This is a genomic window from Rhodoferax potami (assembly GCF_032193805.1).
Taxonomy (GTDB): Bacteria; Pseudomonadota; Gammaproteobacteria; order Burkholderiales; family Burkholderiaceae_C; genus Allorhodoferax; species Allorhodoferax potami_A.
This window is the reverse complement of the sequence record NZ_JAVBIK010000001.1, coordinates 1033605-1050356: the sequence shown is the minus strand read 5'-3', so window position 1 is coordinate 1050356 and position 16752 is coordinate 1033605. Positions and strand designations below refer to the sequence as shown.

Sequence of the window (16752 nt, the reverse complement as noted above, 5' to 3'; positions counted from 1 at the left end):
CCGGGGCCCTTGTGGGCGGGCCTGCTGTTAGCGCTGTGCGGTTGCCAGACGCAAGGCCAGACCCACAAACACGACACTGGCCACCCGGTTCAGGATTCGCTGGGCCCGCAGGGAGCGCTTGAAGACCTGCCCGAAACCGGCCGCGAACCACGCGACTGCACTAAAGGTCATCAGTGCCGCTAGCATGAAGACGCCACCCAACTGCACAATTTGCAGTGCCATGGAGCCTTGGGCCGGGTCGGCGAACTGCGGCAAAAACGCCAGAAAGAAAATGGCCACCTTGGGGTTGGTGATGTTCATCATCACACCGCGCAGGTAGGTCTGGAGGGGCGACATCGCGCTCTCGGTGGCCGTATCGGCAATGCCGACCGGTGCATGCCAAGCGCCCCAGGCTAGGTACAGCAGATAGCCCGCCCCCAGCAGCTTGAGCGCGGTAAAGGCGGCCGCTGAGGCTGCGAACACAGCAGCCAAACCCAATGCCACCGCAGCGGTGTGAAACAGCAAGCCACTGCACAAGCCCAGCACCACAAGGAGGCCGGCTTTACGCCCATGCACTGCCGAGTGGAGCAAAACAAACACGTTGTCAGGCCCGGGCGACAGGGCGAGCAGCACCGAAGCCGCGAAAAAAGTCAGTGTGGTGTCGAGTGGGAGCATGGCGTCGTGCCGCTCATGCGGCGTACAGGTGAGGTACAAGTGGATCGCCTGCCATCCTAACGCGGGCACGCGGGTCTTCGCCCTGGCGTGCGTCGCTTTATTGCATCATCCCTTGGCGACTTCGTGGGCACCCATGATTTCCAAGGCGCGCACCAAGGCAGAGTGGTCTAGGCCAGCCATGTCGTTAGCGGCACACACCTGCATCAGTTGCGCGGCACCTGCGGTCTGGGGCAATGCCAAGCCCATGGCTTTGGCACCACTCAGCGCCAGGTTCAAGTCTTTCTGGTGCAGGCTGATACGGAAGCCGGGGTTGAAGGTGCGCTTGACCATGCGCTCGCCGTGCACTTCCAGAATGCGCGAGGCGGCAAAGCCACCCATCAGCGCCTGGCGAACTTTGGCAGGGTCCGCACCGGCTTTGCTGGCAAACAGCAGGGCTTCGCCCACAGCAGCAATGTTGAGCGCCACGATGATCTGGTTGGCCACCTTGGTGGTCTGGCCATCGCCGTTGCCGCCCACCAGCGTGATGTTTTTGCCCATGAGCTGCAGCAATGGCAACACGGTGTTGAAAGTGGCCTCTTCGGCGCCCACCATGATGGTCAGGCTGGCCGCCTTGGCGCCGACTTCACCGCCGGAGACCGGGGCATCCATGTACTGGCAGCCCAGTGCATTGATCTTTTGCGCAAACATCTTGGTATCGATGGGCGAGATAGAGCTCATGTCCACCACCGTCTTGCCGGCGCTGAGGCCTTCGGCTACACCGTCAGCGCCGAACAGCACCAGCTCCACATCGGGGGTGTCTGGCAGCATCAAAAAGATGATGTCGGCTTTTTGTGCCACTTCCTTGGCGCTGGCGCAGGGCTTGCCGCCGGCTTGCACCAGGGCTTCGGGCACATCGCCTTTGGTGTTCAGGTAAACGGTGTGACCTGCAGCCAGCAGGTGGCCTGCCATAGGGTTGCCCATGATGCCGAGGCCGATAAATCCGAGAGTAGTCATAGTGAGATTGCGATGGAGTGGAAAAGATTTCGTTGAGCCAAGGAGGTTGGGTGGGAGTGCGTTCTGCGAAGGTCAAGGAGGAGCCCGCAGGGCGGGGGACACGCAGCAGAACGCGCTCCCACCCAGCCTCGGTGTCCGGAGAAGAATTAGCCGAGGTAACGGTCCCGCAAAGCCTGCGTAGCGTTGCGGAACAGCCCCAAGTCGCTGCCAACCGCCACAAAGGTCGCACCCATTTCCATGTAACGGCGCGCATCGGCTTCGACCGGCGCCAGGATGCCGCTGGGCTTGCCCTGTGCCTTGGCTTGGGCGAATACGCTGGCAATGGCGTCCTGCACCTCGGGGTGGTTGGCATTGCCCAAGTGACCATAGCCGGCGGCCAGGTCTGAGGGACCCACAAAAATGCAGTCCACTCCCGGCACCGCAGCAATGTCTGCGGTCGCTGTCACCGCCTGGCGACTTTCAATCTGCACCGCCACGCACATGTGTTGGTTGGCTTCCTGAAAATAGTTGGCAATCGAGTTGTAGCGGTTGCTGCGCTGGGCGACCGACACGCCACGCATGCCCTCAGGGGGGTAGCGGGTGGCTGCCACGGCCTGGCGGGCTTCTTCGGCGGTTTCCACGAAGGGCACCAGGAAGTTATAAAAGCCGGCGTCCAGCAGGCGCTTCATCTCGATCGCGTTGTTGCTGGTCGGGCGCACAAATGGAGCGCTGACACTGTCTTTGAGTGCCATGAGTTGCGGCACAAAGGTGATCACATCGTTAGGCGAATGTTCGCCATCGAGCAGCACCCAGTCAAAGCCGGCAACGCCCAGCACTTCGGTGCTGATCGGGCTGGCCAACGAGGCCCAGCAGCCGATCAGGCGCTTGCCGGCGAGCAGGTCTTTTTTGAACTGGTTGGGGAAAGGGCGGTAAGGGGTGGGGTAGGTCATGGGATTTGCAATGGCATTCGTTGTTTGTGATGCGGCTTAAATCAATGCGGGTTCACTCAGCTTTGATGTTTGCCGCTTTGATGACCCTGGCCCATTTGTCGACCTCGGCCTTTTGGTACTCCTGCAGTTGAGCGGGCGTCATGCTGGAAGGCTCCATTCCAAAGCCTTTCAACTTGGCCTGCACCTCAGGCGTGGCCAGCACCTTCATCACTTCGGAGTGCAAGCGGTCCACCACGGGTTGCGGCGTATTGGCGGGCACAAACAAGGCCTGCCAGGACACCATGTCAAACCCCTTTTGGCCACTCTCGGCAATTGTTGGCACATTGGGGTAGCCAGGTACGCGTTGGTTACCTGTGATCGCGATAGCGCGTAGTCGGCCGCTCTGAATATGTGGGCCCACCACCAAGCTGGTGTCAAACATCATGTCGAGTTGCCCGCTAATGACATCTTGCACCGCAGGCGCCGAGCCTTTGTAGGGTGCATGCGTGAACTTCACACCCGATTGGTGGGACAACAACTCTAGGGCCATGTGTGGTGAGGTGCCGATACCGGGGGAGCCGGAGCTTAAGCCGCCATTTTTTGCACGACTGGCCTTGAGTAGCTCATCCAAAGTCCGGATCGGGCTGTTCGCAGGAACGACAAGCAACAGAGGACTGACGCCCAACATGGCCACGGGCGCAAAGGACTTGACCATGTCATAGCCGATAGGCGACGTATAGAGACTGCCGTTGATGGAGTGCGAACTAATAGTCCCGCCCAGCAGGGTGTAGCCATCCGCCTGCGCGCGCGATGCAATTGCAGAACCCACACTGCCGCCGGCGCCGCCTTTGTTGTCGATGACCACCGGGGTCCCCAGTGCGTTGGAAAGTGGTTGCCCTATGAGCCGTGCCAAGGTGTCGGTATTACCGCCCGGGGGAAAGGGCACTACGTAGGTAATGGATTTACCGCTCGGCCACGCGCCCTGGGCGTGGGCAGACAGGCTGGCGAGGCCATTGCTCAGTCCCGCAGTGAGGCCGATCACGGTGCTTTGGATAAAGGTTCTGCGTTGCATATGGTGTCTCCTTGTTGTGGTGCGGGAAGGGTGTGTGGGTGTCGGAGAGGGCACCGATCAGGTGATGGGTGCGGGGTTGAACAACACCAGGGAGTTATGCAACTTCCAGTGCTCCGCCCAGGTCTTTTTGCGGCCGCTGGCGACCTCGAGCATCAGGTGGAACAGTTCCCACCCTGTGTCTTCAATCGTGGCGTCGCCATCGGCGATGCGTCCGGCGTTCACATCCATCAGGTCGTGCCAGCGGCGGGCCAGGTCGGTGCGGGTGGCCACCTTGATCACGGGCACCTCGGCCAGTCCATAAGGGGTACCGCGTCCGGTGGTAAACACGTGCAAGTTCATGCCCGCAGCCAATTGCAGCGTGCCGCAGATAAAGTCACTGGCCGGTGTGGCGGCATAGTGCAGGCCTTTGTGCTGCAGCTTCTCGCCCGGCGACAGCACACCGCTGATGGGTGCGGTGCCAGACTTGATGATGGAGCCCATGGCCTTTTCCACGATGTTGGACAGGCCGCCGGCCTTGTTGCCCGGCGTCGTGTTGGCGCTGCGGTCTGCTTGGCCGCGGTCCAGGTAAGCGTCGTACCAGGCCATCTCACGCGCCATGGCGTCGGCAATCTCAGGGGTAGTGGCGCGGGCGGTCATTTGCTCGATGGCGTCACGCACCTCGGTGGTTTCCGAAAACATCACGGTCGCACCAGCGCGCACCAGCAAGTCGGTGCAATAGCCCACGGCGGGGTTGGCAGTTACTCCAGAGAAAGCATCGCTGCCACCGCACTGCACGCCTACCACCAGCTCACTGGCGGGCACGGTTTCGCGGCGACGCGCGTTCAGCCGCTCTAGGTGCGGCACCGCAGAGGCCAGCACCGAATCGATCATGCTCATGAAGCCCACATGCTGTTCAGCCTGCAGGCATACCACATCGAGATCTGACGCGGTTTGTGTGCCAATAGTGTCTGTGGCCCGCGTACTATCTGCGCGAGCAGCTACTATTTCTATAGCGCGCTGGGCAGGCGGAAACAGGCGCTCGGGCTGCAGCTTCTCGCAGCCCAGGCTCACCACCATCACCTCGCCACCAAAGTTGGGGTTTTTGGAGATGTTGCGTAGCGTGCGGATGGGGATGATGGCGTCGGGCGCATCGATGGCCACGCCACAGCCATAGCTGTGTTCAAGGCCAATCACATCGTCCACATTCGGGTAGCGTGGCAGCAGCTGTTCCTTGATGCGCTGCACCGCAAAGTCCACCACACCGGCTACGCATTGCACCGTGGTGGTGATGGCCAGAATGTTGCGCGTGCCCACTGAGCCATCGGCATTGCGGTAACCCTCGAAGGTGTAACCCTCCAGTGGCTCGGCATTCCAGGCGGCCGCCGTGGCACGGGGCAGGTCGGTCAGCGAACGGGCCGCAGGCATGTGCAGCAGGCGTTCATGCACCCATGCGCCTGCTGGAATGTCCTGTAGCGCATAGCCAATAGGTACGTTGTAGCGCAGCACGGCAGCGTCTTTGGCAATTCCAACTAGAGCAACCTTGTGGCCTTGCGGCACGCGGTCCACCAGCGTCAGGCCATCGGGCAGCACGGTGCCCGCAGGCAGGCCGCCATCGTTGGCCACAATGGCTACGTTGTCGGCCGTATGCATGCGGATCGTGAGCGGTGGGCGTGGATTGGGTGCAGACATGGCGTTTAAAACCGGGGTTTGACTTGCTTCCACTCAGGGCGGTAGCGCTGCATTTGGGCCACGTCGTTGCGGGTGCGGACACGGCAGACCTTGAAGGCCTCGTGCAGTTCTGCCAGCTTGTCCTGGTCCAGCTCCACGCCCAGGCCGGGCTTGTCGGTCAGGTGCACACAGCCGCCCACAATCGGCACCTTGCCGCCCACCAGCACCTCGTCGCTTTGCCAGGGGTAGTGGGTGTCGCAGGCATAACTCAGGTGTTGCACCGAAGCCGCTAGATGCGTCATGGCCATGAGGCTGATGCCCAGGTGGGAGTTGGAGTGCATGGACAGGCCCAGGCCAAAGGTCTGGCAGGTTTGTGCCAATGCCTGGGTGGCGCGCAGACCGCCCCAAAAGTGGTGGTCGCTGAGCAAAATTTGCACGGAGTTGAGCTCGATGCTGCGCTTGAGCTCGGCCCAGTTGGTGACCACCATGTTGCTGGCCAAGGGCATGCCCGTGGCCTTGTGTAGCTCTGCCATGCCTTCCAGCGTGGGCGTAGGGTCCTCGTAGTACTCCAGGCTGCCGCGCAGCTTGTCGGCCACCTTCAGGCTGGTGGCCATGCTCCAGTTGCTGTTGGGGTCAATGCGCAGGGGCTGATTGGGGAAGGCCGCCTTGAGCGCCAAAATGGCATCGGCTTCTTCCATGGGGTCGAACACACCGGCCTTGAGCTTGATGCTCTCGAACCCGTATTGCCCAATCATCTGGCGCGCCTGTTGAACTATTTGTTCGGCATTGACCGCTTCGCCATACGGGTCGGGCGCGTACTCGGGGTCTACTGAGGCGTCCCACTTGTAGAACAGGTAGGCCGAGTAAGACACTTTGTCGCGCACGGCGCCACCCAGCAGTTCCACCAAGGGAATGCCCAGGGTGCGCGCCTGCAGGTCCATAAAGGCCACCTCAAATGCCGAGAACGCGCTGGTGACCAGGTTGCTGGCGAGCGAGCCGGGTGCCAGCTCCATTTCCACATGGCCGGTGGAGATTTTGGGGGTCAGCGCCTTGAGCCGTGCCAGCATGCCGTTGACATCAAACGCCGACAAACCCACCAGGCTGGGTGCCGCGCGCGTCAGCAGGCCCAGCACCGGTGCGTCGCCATAGGTCTCGCCTAGGCCCACCATGCCGTTGGCACCTACCACCTCAATAATGGAGCGCAGGCCATAGGGTTCATGAACCCCCGCTGCGTTGAGCAAAGCGGGGTCTTTGATGGCGATCGGGGTGACCCGAACTGCAGTGATCTTCATGGTGGATTACTTCAGCAACAGGCCAGGCAGCCACAGGGACAGCGCGGGGATGTAGGTCACGGCCATGAGCACCAGTAGCAAGGCGCCGAAGAAGGGGAACAGGGCCTTCACCACTTTTTCAATTGGCAGCTTGGCGACCGCTGCACCAACGAATAGCACGCCGCCCACGGGTGGGGTGATCAGGCCCATGCCCAAGTTCACCATCATGATCATGCCGAAGTGCACAGGGTCCACGCCCATGGTCTTGACGATGGGCAGCAGGATGGGCGTCATGATCAGGATCAGCGGCGCCATGTCCATCAGCGTGCCCAAGACCAACAACAAGATGTTGATCATCAGCAGCACCGTGTACTTGTTGTCCGAGATGCTGGTGAACAGACCCGTGATCATGGTGGGGATCTGCATCAGCGTCATGATGTAGCCGAAGCTGGCGGCAAAGCCGATCAGGATCATCACAATCGCCAGCGTCTTGACGGTGCGGTGCACCAGCTTGGGCAGCTCACTCCATTTGTAGTCGCGGTAGATGAACATGGTGACGAAGAAGGCCCAGAGCACGGCAATGGCTGCTGACTCCGTGGCGGTGAAAACGCCCGACAAAATGCCACCCAGAATGATCACCATGGTCATCAAACCCCACAGCGCATCCACGCAAATGCGCAGCGCCTCTTTCATGGGAATGCTGCGGCCTTTGGGGAAGTCGCGCTTCTTGGCGATGAACAGGCACATGATTGCCAATGTCAGGCCCAGCAAAAGTCCCGGCAACACGCCCGCGAGGAACAAGGCCGCAATCGAGACCGAGCCGCCGGCGGCCAAGGAATAAATCACCGCGTTATGACTGGGCGGGATCAGGATGGCTTGGACCGAACCGCTCACTGTCACCGCCGTGGCGAAGTCACGTGGGTAGCCTTTTTTCTCCATCTCTGGAATCAGCACCGAGCCGATGGAGGCTGTGTCGGCCATGGAAGAGCCTGAGATGGCACCAAAGAAGGTGGAGGCCAAGATGTTGACCAGCGATAGACCGCCACGCACAAAGCCCACCAGCACTTCGGCAAACGCCACCAAGCGGCGCGACATGCCGCCCTCGGCCATGATGGCGCCGGCCAGCACGAAGAAGGGAATGGCCAACAAGGAGAATTTGTTCACGCCGCCCGCGATGGCGATCATCACCGCGTCGTAGGGCAGCTCAATCCACCAGGCACCAATCAGGGCCGACAGGCCCAGGGCATATGCCACGGGCATGCCAATAATCATGAGCACCAGGAAGGAGCCCAACAATACAAACGCGTCCATCAGATGGCCTCCGGTTCAGTTGCAGCGTGGTCAAAGGTCACGATGGCACGGGCGTGCTGGGAGCCGAACACCAGGTGCTCGACGATAAAAATCAGTGTCAGAAATCCACCCAATGGCACTGGCAGGTAGGTGGCGCCCACTGGCATCCACGGGATTTCGCCGATGTTCTGGCCCCAAGTCTCCATGCACAGCTTGGAGCCGTAAAACGCCATGAACAAGGCCACCACGACCATCAAGGCGTGCACGACATAGGCAGTCACTTGGCGCACTGAACGCGGCAGGCGGTCTGTCACCATGGCCACGGCGATGTGGGCGCCCGCCCGATATGCGGCGGCTGCTCCTAAAAAGGTGAACACCACCATCAGCAAAATAGAAATCGGCTCAGGCCACTGTGAGCCCGTGCCGAGCACGTAGCGGGCAAAGATGCCCCAGGGAATGATCAGGGACATCAGGAAGATAGAACCTCCGGACAGCCAGATACAGGCGGAGTAGAGCGCATCGCTCCAGCGCAATAGTGTGTTTTTCATGGGATTCCAGAAGGCAGGGCCAAGGGTGCCCGGCATGGCGGGCACCCCATCCAAAGCGTTTGGATTTACTTGGTAGCGGCGATGCGTTGCATCAGGTCGGTGAACTTGGTGCCGTACTTGGCGCGCACAGGGGCGGTAGCGTCAAAAAATAGTTTTTGATCCACAGGCACAAATTCCACGCCGGCAGCCTTGAGCTTGGCGGAGTAGTCTTCCACGCTCTTGTCCCACAACGCGCGTTGTTCCATCTGGGCTTCGCGGGCCAGCTTTTTCACCAAGGACTTGTCGTCGGCCGACAGCTTGTCCCATGCCACTTTGGACATCACCAGCAGCTCGGGGATGATCAGGTGGTTCGTCTGTGCGTAGTACTTGGTGCCGGTGGTGTAGTGGTTGCTGGTGAACATGCTGGGCGGGTTGTTTTCCGCACCGTCAATCACGCCTGTCTGCAAAGCGCTGAACACTTCGCCATAGGCCATGGAGATGCCGTTGCCGCCCATGGCGTTCATGGTGTCCACAAACAGGGGGTTGCCCATCATGCGCACCTTGATGCCCTTGAGGTCCGCCGGAGTCTTGACCAACTTCTTGGTGTACAAGCTGCGGGCACCGCCATCCATCCAGCCCAAGCCTACCAAGCGTGCAGGGCTGGCAGTGACTTTGTCCAGCAACTCAGCACCAATAGGGCCGTCAATCACAGCGCGCATGTGGGGGATGTCACGGAACACAAAGGGCATGTTGAACACGTCCACATCGGGCACCACGGGGCCAACTACACCCAGCGAGATACGCACGATCTGGATAGCGCCAATCTGGGCTTGCTCTACCGCTTCTTTTTCCTGGCCCAACACGGCGCCAGGGAACATTTGCATCTTGATGCGCCCATTGGTCGCGGATTCCAATTTTTTGCCCATGCTTTCCACGGCCACCACGGTGGGGTAACCGGCAGGGTGGGTGTCAGTGGCCTTGAGCACCATGTTCTGGGCTTGCGCGCCCAGACTCGTGCACAGCGCGATGGCGGCTACGGCGGACGCTACAAAAGTTCTACGGAAAGTCATGTTGTCTCCTCTATGGGGATTGGTTTGGGGTTAACGGACGGGAAAACGGGAAAACAAGGGTTCGGGCAGGCCCTGCACGCCGAGCTCCAAGACCAGCAAGGCGCCGTCCAGCGTGGCATCGAAGCCGGGTGCTGGGCTGGCAGGGCGGATGGAAGTAACAAACAAGTGGCGCAGCTCAGGCCCGCCAAAGGCGCACATGGCCGGCTTGCTCACCGGCACGGCGACCGAGTGCAACAACGTGCCCTCTGGGCTGAAGCGGTGGATCTGGGCTGCGTCGTTGCCGCAAATCCAGTAGCAGCCTTCTGCATCCACCGCTGCGCCATCGGGCCGGCCGGGCAGGGCTTGCATGTCGACCCAGGTGGCTTGCGGGCCCCAGGTGCCGGTGGCGGTGTCGAAAGAGTGCTTCCAGATCTGTTGGCGGCTGGGGTGCGAATCCGATAGATAAGCGGTTGTGCCGTCTGGGCTGAAACCCATGCCGTTGGGGGTGATGTAACCCTCGAGCACCGGGCCGCGCAGTCCGCTCTCGTCCAGGCCGTAGATACCGCCGGCGGGGCTGGCAAGCCCCATGTCGCGGACCATGGTGCCTGCCCAGAAGCGGCCTTGGTGGTCGCAGCGACCGTCATTGAAGCGCATGCTCGGGTGCGGATGGATCACGCTGGCCAACAGGCTGAGGTGCGCGACGGGTGGGTCACTCAAGGTGACTTCAAAAATGCCCGTCTCCATCGCGGCAATCAGGGTGCCGCGTTCAGTCATGGCGATACAGCCCACGCGCTCCGGCAGTGTCCAGGTGCTTTGGTGGCGATTGCCCCAGTTCAACCGGTGAATGAACGGGCCTTCGATGTCTACCCAGTACAGGCACTGGTTGGCCACGGACCAGACAGGGCTCTCGCCCACTTTGTCGCGGCTGATGCTGACAGCCTCTACGGCAGGGGTGTGAACAGACACAGACACCTCAGGCAGTTTTCTTGGGTGGCAGGTGCGCCGTCATGGGCTCGCCCTGGAACAAGAAGCCGCCGCCTTGGTAAATCACGGCCGGATCGGTCACATCAGGTTCGGGGGTGCGGGCGTAGACCGCCTCGCGGAACGGGTCGGAACTGTCCTGCGGCACATAGCCCACATGGCGTGCGGCGCTGTTGTCATACCAAGTGACTGCGTTATCCGACATGCCGAAAATCGCGGTGTGCCCCAGAACCGGCGTGGTCAGGCAAGCAGTCACCAAGCGGTGTAGGTCATCAAAGCTCAGCCAGCTGGCCAACATGCGGCGGTCGCGCGGCTCGGCAAACGAGGAGCCGATGCGCACGCAGGCCGTCTCAATCCCGTAGCGGTCGAAATACATGCGGGACAGGTCTTCGCCAAAAGCCTTGCTCACGCCATACAGGCTGTCGGGGCGGGCAGGGTGGTTCAGGGTGATGGTTTCGCTCTGCTTGTAAAAGCCTGTGACATGGTTGGAGCTGGCAAACACCACCCGCTTCACGCCATGTTTGCGTGCGGCTTCGTACAAGTTGTAGACGCCCAGGATGTTGGCTTGCAGGATGGGCTCGAACGGGCCCTCCAGCGAGATGCCGCCGAAATGGACGATGGCGTTCACGCCTTTGACCATCGCATCTACCGCTGCGGCATCGGCCAAGTCAGCTAGCACCACCTCTTCGCCGGCACGGGCAGCACCGAAATCGCTGCGATCAGAGAGGCGCAAGACCTCGCAGTTGGCCTTCAAACGGTCGCGCATGGCAGTGCCCAAGCCGCCTGCAGCGCCGGTCATCAGCAAAGTGTGGTGTACTTTAATGGTCATGAAATAGAGAGCTGAATTGTCAGTTGTATGTTGTCTGATGTGTTAAATTGTGGTCATCGTCTCAGACCGCGTCAAGGACTTTTCCATGGACCTAGTGCAAACCCCTAGAACAATTGCAGCGTCTGGTGCAACACCGGAGGCGACCGACGTTTTGCGCCCGCGCCGCGCCAAAGGCTTGGTAAATGAAGTGGTCGAAAGTCTGGCCGCGAGCATCCGCGAAGGCGCGATCCAACCCGGCGACAAACTGCCCACCGAGTCAGAAATCATGGGCCGTTTTGATGTCAGCCGCACGGTAGTGCGCGAAGCCATTTCGCGCCTGCAAGCCAACCGCTTGGTAGAGACCCGCCACGGTGTGGGCACCTTCGCACTGGCACCGCAGAGCAGTGGCAACTTTCAGATCGCTGATGTGGATTTCGCCACTGTCGCAGATGTGATTGCCCTGCTAGAGCTAAGGATTTCGCTGGAAACCGAGGCTGCGGGCCTGGCGGCACAGCGCCGCACGGAGGCCAATTTGCAAGCCATGCAGGCGATGCTGGATGCGTTCCAAAAGTCGATCGAAGAAGACTCGGATGCCGTGCCTTCTGACTTCAGTTTCCATATGGAGGTCGCCAAGTCCACGGGTAACCGTCACTTTGCGGACCTGATGACGTACCTGGGCACCATGATCATTCCGCGCACCCGCATCAACACCGCGAGCAGTGCGCCGGAAGGGCGCTTGGCGTACCTGCGGCGGGTGCATGGTGAGCACGAATACATCTTCAACGCCATCCGCAATCAGGACGCGGATGCGGCCCGCGCCGCCATGCGCACCCATCTGGCCAACAGCAAAGACCGTTTGAGAAAGTCGCAGGTCGACGCGGTTTAGTTGTATGATGTCCTATATGTAGGGGCGCCACCCATCCTTTTATATCGAGCGCCCCGCTAAGGAGATTGACCATGACCCCGTCTGAAAAACCCTCTGTGCGCGGCACCCCTGTGGTGACTGCGCTGCGCGTCATCCCGGTTGCCGGCCATGACGGCATGTTGATGAACCTGAGCGGTGCCCACGCGCCGTTTTTTACCCGCAACATCGTCATCCTGACTGACAGCAGCGGCAACACCGGTGTGGGCGAAGTGCCCGGCGGCGAGAAGATCCGCCAGACGCTGGAAGATGCTGCCTCCTTGGTAGTGGGTCAATCCATCGGAAACTACAACGCCATCCTCAACCGCATGCGCGAAGCCTTTGCCGCCCGCGATAGCGAGGGTCGTGGCCTGCAGACCTTTGACCTCCGCGTGGCGATTCACGCAGTGACCGCCGTGGAAAGTGCCTTGCTCGATTTGCTGGGCAAATTCTTGGGTGTGCCGGTGGCGGCCTTGCTGGGCGATGGCCAACAACGCAGCAGCGTGGCGGTGCTGGGTTACCTGTTTTATGTGGGCGACCGCCACCAGACTGACTTGCCCTACATCAGCGAGCCGGATCAGGCCGACGACTGGAAGCGCCTGCGCCACGAGAAAGCCATGGACGCCAACGGCGTGGTGCGCTTGGCCGAAGCTGCCTATGCGCGCTATGGCTTTCAGGATTTCAAGCTCAAGGGCGGTGTGCTGCGCGGCGAAGAAGAAGTGGAGGCCATTCGCGCCCTGCATGCCCGCTTCCCGCAAGCCCGCATCACCCTAGATCCGAACGGCGGTTGGCTGTTGAATGACGCGGTCCGCCTGTGCCGTGACCTGCATGGCGTGATGGCCTATGCCGAAGACCCCTGCGGGGCAGAAGGCGTGTTCTCCGGCCGTGAAGTGGTAGCCGAGTTCCGCCGCGCCACCGGCCTGCCCACTGCCACCAACATGATCGCCACCGACTGGCGCGAGCTAGCGCATTCGCTGGCCTTGCAGTCGGTGGACATTCCCTTGGCTGACCCGCATTTCTGGACCATGCAGGGTTCCGTGCGGGTGGCGCAGGTCTGCCAGACCTGGGGGCTTACCTGGGGTTCGCATTCCAACAACCACTTTGATGTGTCGCTGGCGATGTTCACCCATGTGGCGGCCGCTGCACCGGGCAAGGTAACGGCCATTGATACCCATTGGATCTGGCAAGACGGCCAGCGCCTGACCACAGACCCGCTGCAAATTGTGGGCGGGCAGATTGCGGTGCCCACCACGCCCGGTTTGGGTGTGGAGCTGGACATGGTCGAAGTGGAAAAAGCGCACCAGATCTACTTGCAGCACGGCTTGGGCGCGCGCAATGACGCGATGGCCATGCAGTACCTGATCCCCGGCTGGAAGTTCGACCCCAAGCGCCCCTGCCTCGTGCGTTGAGGCTTGAATTGGCCTCTAGTGCCCGTAGATATTGCGCGAGTAGCTCCTATTTCAGGAGCAAATTCGCGCTATTGCCTTTAGCTACTGAGCAGGTGAGGTCAGTGGTCTGCAGCCGCAGCCAGCTGCAGCGCCAGCCGGTTGTGGCGCTCCATCAGCGGGCCGAGGTCTACCGTTTCCAAGTGGCCCTCGCGCACCACCACTTTGCCGTTGACGACCGTGTAGTCCGCCTGCGGGCTGGCACACAGCAGCAGGCTGCCGACAGGGTCGTGCACCGCGCCACCGGCAAAACCCAGCGTGTCCAGGTCAAACAGCACCAGGTCCGCACACATGCCCACCGCCAGGTGTCCGATGTCCTTGCGGCCCAGCACCTGCGCGCCACCGCGGGTGGCTACGCTCAGGGCATCCCGCGCGGTCATTTCGGCCGGGCCCAAATCGCAGCCGAAGAAGGTGCGGCGCTCGCCAGTGGGCAGCACACGCTCCTCGGGTGGCTGCATGGCGCGGCCCACGCGGGCCAGCAGCAAGGCCTGGCGAGCCTCGTTCACCATGTGGGCCGCGTCATTGCTGGCGCTACCGTCCACACCCAGGCCTACCGGCACGCCGGCGTTCAGCATTTTGCGGATGGGCGCAATGCCGCTGGCCAGGCGCATATTGCTGCAGGGGCAGTGGGCCACGCCGGTGCGGCTGGCTGCGAACAGGCTGATGCCCTCGTCGTCCAGCTTCACGCAGTGTGCGTGCCACACGTCCTCACCCAGCCAGCCCAGGTCCTGGGCGTATTGGGTGGGGGTGCAGCCGAACTTTTCGCGGCTGTAGGCGAGGTCGTGGTCGTTCTCCGCCAGGTGGGTGTGCAGGCGCACGCCCTGGCCCTTGAAGCTGCGGGCCAGCAGGGCGGCTTCGCGCATCAGGTCGCGGCTCACGCTGAACGGGGAGCAGGGCGCCAGCGCCACATTCAGCATAGAGCCCCAGCTTGCATCGTGGTGCTGCTCGATCAGCCGTTGGCTTTCTTTGAGAATGAAGTCTTCTTGTTCTACCACCCGGTCCGGCGGCAGGCCGCCCTGGCTCTGGCCCACGCTCATGCTGCCGCGGGTGGCCACAAAGCGCATGCCGATCTCGGCAGCCGCGCCAATGCTGTCGTCCAGCCGAACGCCATTGGGGTAGATGTACAGGTGGTCGCTGCTGGTGGTGCAGCCGCTCATCAGCATTTCGGCCATGGCGATCTGGGTGCTCACTTGCACCATCTCGGGGGTCAGCCCGGCCCAAATGGGGTACAGCCCGCGCAGCCAGCCGAACAGCTCAGCGTTTTGCACGCCAGGTATGGCCCGCGTGAGGCTCTGGTACATGTGGTGGTGGGTGTTCACCAGACCGGGGGTGACCAGATGGCGCTGCGCGTCAATCACCTCGTCGGCCTCCAGCGCGTGTGGCGGCAGGTCGGCCGTAGCGCCCATGAAAGCGATGCGGTTACCCTCGATGTAAATCGAAGCGTTGCGCAGCTCGGTGGAGTGTGCCGGGTCAGCGTGGTCGAAAGCGGCCGAATCGAATGTGGCGATGGCGCGCGCGTTGTGGATCAGCAAAGTGCCCATGAATGTGTTTCTCCGTCAAACAAGTCTCCCACCGGCATAGGTGGCTCCTGTCGAGGCCGAATCCCGCTGGCAGGCCAGATTGGCTGCCAGAGGCGAGCACCACGTTGCCGCGCATCCCGGGCTGTGCTGTTGCGCAGTGCGCCCCTGAATTTTGCCCCATTTACTTTTGCATCAAGCGATGAATATGCCAAGTACTGAAACCCACTCCGAAGCCCCTGCGCATTTCTCTGACGTTACCCCGCGCGAGTTGCTGAGCCGGCTGTACTGGGCCGCAGTGCGCCAGGCGCTACCCGCCCATACGCTCAAGCACTACCTGCCTGAGCCGCCCAAAGGGCGCACCCTGGTGCTGGGTGCCGGCAAAGCCGGTGGCGCCATGGCCCATGCGCTGGACGCGCTATGGCCCCAAGACTTGCCAATGTCGGGCTTGGTCGTTACCCGTTATGGCCATACACCACCTCTGCCCGCAGACGCCGTGTCAGCCCGCATTGAAGTGGTGGAGGCCGCGCACCCTGTGCCTGACGCTGCTGGCTTGGCCGCAGCCCAACGCATCCTGGCCTTGACCGAAGGGCTCACCGAAGACGACGTGGTGATCTGCCTCATCTCCGGTGGAGGATCTTCCTTGCTGACGCTGCCCGCGCAGTGGGAGGTGGACGGCGTGCAGGGCGGCATCAGCCTGGAGCTCAAGCAGCGCATCAACAAGCTCTTGCTGGAAAGTGGCGCCAGCATTCAGGAGATGAACTGTGTGCGCAAGCACCTGTCCGCTATCAAGGGCGGGCGCTTGGCCGCAGCCTGCTATCCCGCCAAGGTGGTGACGCTGCTGATCAGCGATGTGCCGGGTGACGACCCCAGCGTCATTGCCAGTGGCCCGACGGTGCCGGATCCCACTACCTGTGCAGATGCGCTATCAATTTTGAAGCGGCTCACGCAGGATGCGTCTGGGCTAGATGCCGATTTCATGCTGAAAGCACTTGAATCCGGCGTGCTGGAAACCCCCAAGCCCGGCGATGCCGTGTTTGCCAACAACACGGTGCATCTGATTGCTGCGCCCCAGCAATCCCTGAAGGCTGCTGCCAACTTGGCCCGCAGCATGGGCCTGAATGCCTACATCCTGAGCGATGAGCTCGAAGGCGAGTCCCGCGAAGTCGGCAAGGTGCATGCCGCCTTGGCGCGTACCGCGGCGCTCAAACCGGCTTCAGCCGTGCAACCCTTTGCCAAGCCTTGTGTGATTCTGAGCGGCGGCGAAACGACGGTCACCGTTCGCCCGCGTCGAGAAGGAGCAGCAAAAGGCCGCGGTGGACGTGCCGGGGAGTTCTGCATGGGGCTCGCCCTTGGCCTGCAAGCGCAGGCAGGCGTCTGGGCGCTGGCCGCCGACACCGATGGCATAGACGGGGTAGAAGACAACGCCGGTGCTCTGGTCACCCCGGAGACCCTGGCGCGTGCAGCGGCAGCCGGCGTGTCCCTGAGCGACTGCCTGGACCGGAACGACGCGGTAGGTTTCTTCCAGCCGCTGGGCGACTTGTTCACCACCGGCCCTACCCACACCAATGTGAACGACTTCCGGGCGCTGTTGGTGTTGTGAGCGCCGCCGGATTCAGCGGCAGCGTCATCAAAGGCAAGTAAAGTTCGGGTGTTACTGACACACACGACTTTTGAGGGAGCCCATAA

14 protein-coding genes and 1 pseudogene are annotated in these 16752 nt (G+C 61.7%); 3 read left to right on the top strand and 12 right to left on the bottom strand.

Annotation, left to right across the window (positions count from 1 at the left end; translation table 11 throughout):
• Nucleotides 1–27: 27 nt before the first annotated feature.
• The 11 genes and pseudogenes from RAE19_RS04980 to RAE19_RS04930 form a co-directional block, all read right to left on the bottom strand.
• On the bottom strand, nucleotides 28–654 hold the full coding sequence (locus tag RAE19_RS04980; protein WP_313876180.1) for a LysE family translocator: 627 nt from the start codon (nucleotides 652–654) through the stop codon (nucleotides 28–30).
• Nucleotides 655–759: 105 nt separating this feature from the next.
• Nucleotides 760–1656, bottom strand: a pseudogene (locus RAE19_RS04975) (2-hydroxy-3-oxopropionate reductase); the annotation flags it as partial.
• Between the two features lie 137 nt (nucleotides 1657–1793).
• The gene (gene garL, locus RAE19_RS04970; RefSeq protein WP_313873873.1) at nucleotides 1794–2576 is read right to left on the bottom strand and encodes a 2-dehydro-3-deoxyglucarate aldolase; all 783 of its coding nucleotides are present in this window, start codon (nucleotides 2574–2576) and stop codon (nucleotides 1794–1796) included.
• Nucleotides 2577–2628: 52 nt separating this feature from the next.
• Nucleotides 2629–3627 (bottom strand): Bug family tripartite tricarboxylate transporter substrate binding protein, encoded by a 999-nt coding sequence (locus tag RAE19_RS04965; protein WP_313873872.1) that lies wholly within the window; start codon nucleotides 3625–3627, stop codon nucleotides 2629–2631.
• Between the two features lie 57 nt (nucleotides 3628–3684).
• On the bottom strand, nucleotides 3685–5295 hold the full coding sequence (garD, locus tag RAE19_RS04960; RefSeq protein WP_313873871.1) for a galactarate dehydratase: 1611 nt from the start codon (nucleotides 5293–5295) through the stop codon (nucleotides 3685–3687).
• A 5-nt stretch (nucleotides 5296–5300) separates the two neighbouring features.
• Nucleotides 5301–6566, bottom strand: coding sequence for a glucarate dehydratase family protein (locus tag RAE19_RS04955; RefSeq protein WP_313873870.1), 1266 nt, complete (start codon nucleotides 6564–6566; stop codon nucleotides 5301–5303).
• Between the two features lie 6 nt (nucleotides 6567–6572).
• Nucleotides 6573–7856, bottom strand: coding sequence for a TRAP transporter large permease (locus RAE19_RS04950; protein ID WP_313873869.1), 1284 nt, complete (start codon nucleotides 7854–7856; stop codon nucleotides 6573–6575).
• Nucleotides 7856–8383: a TRAP transporter small permease gene (locus RAE19_RS04945; protein WP_313873868.1), complete on the bottom strand. Its 528-nt coding sequence runs from the start codon at nucleotides 8381–8383 to the stop codon at nucleotides 7856–7858. Before RAE19_RS04945 ends, RAE19_RS04950 begins: the two co-directional genes overlap by 1 nt.
• Before the next feature lie 65 nt (nucleotides 8384–8448).
• The gene (locus RAE19_RS04940; RefSeq protein ID WP_313873867.1) at nucleotides 8449–9432 is read right to left on the bottom strand and encodes a TRAP transporter substrate-binding protein; all 984 of its coding nucleotides are present in this window, start codon (nucleotides 9430–9432) and stop codon (nucleotides 8449–8451) included.
• A gap of 30 nt (nucleotides 9433–9462) precedes the next feature.
• Nucleotides 9463–10377: an SMP-30/gluconolactonase/LRE family protein gene (locus RAE19_RS04935; RefSeq protein WP_313873866.1), complete on the bottom strand. Its 915-nt coding sequence runs from the start codon at nucleotides 10375–10377 to the stop codon at nucleotides 9463–9465.
• Nucleotides 10378–10384: 7 nt separating this feature from the next.
• A complete protein-coding gene (locus RAE19_RS04930) occupies nucleotides 10385–11221 on the bottom strand; it encodes an NAD-dependent epimerase/dehydratase family protein (protein WP_313873865.1) in 837 nt (278 codons plus the stop codon).
• Between the two features lie 85 nt (nucleotides 11222–11306).
• On the opposite strand from RAE19_RS04930, the gene RAE19_RS04925 reads away from it, so the two are divergent.
• Both RAE19_RS04925 and gudD read left to right on the top strand, forming a co-directional pair.
• Nucleotides 11307–12086 (top strand): FadR/GntR family transcriptional regulator, encoded by a 780-nt coding sequence (locus tag RAE19_RS04925; RefSeq protein WP_313873864.1) that lies wholly within the window; start codon nucleotides 11307–11309, stop codon nucleotides 12084–12086.
• Nucleotides 12087–12157: 71 nt separating this feature from the next.
• Nucleotides 12158–13510 (top strand): glucarate dehydratase, encoded by a 1353-nt coding sequence (gene gudD / locus RAE19_RS04920; RefSeq protein WP_313873863.1) that lies wholly within the window; start codon nucleotides 12158–12160, stop codon nucleotides 13508–13510.
• Between the two features lie 98 nt (nucleotides 13511–13608).
• Here the strand turns inward: gudD and RAE19_RS04915 are convergent, their stop codons facing one another.
• Nucleotides 13609–15087 (bottom strand): 8-oxoguanine deaminase, encoded by a 1479-nt coding sequence (locus RAE19_RS04915; RefSeq protein WP_313873862.1) that lies wholly within the window; start codon nucleotides 15085–15087, stop codon nucleotides 13609–13611.
• A 178-nt stretch (nucleotides 15088–15265) separates the two neighbouring features.
• On the opposite strand from RAE19_RS04915, the gene RAE19_RS04910 reads away from it, so the two are divergent.
• Nucleotides 15266–16666 carry a glycerate kinase type-2 family protein gene (locus RAE19_RS04910; RefSeq protein WP_430962513.1) on the top strand — a complete coding sequence of 467 codons (1401 nt, stop codon included), beginning with the start codon at nucleotides 15266–15268 and terminating at the stop codon, nucleotides 16664–16666.
• The last annotated feature ends 86 nt before the right edge of the window (nucleotides 16667–16752 follow it).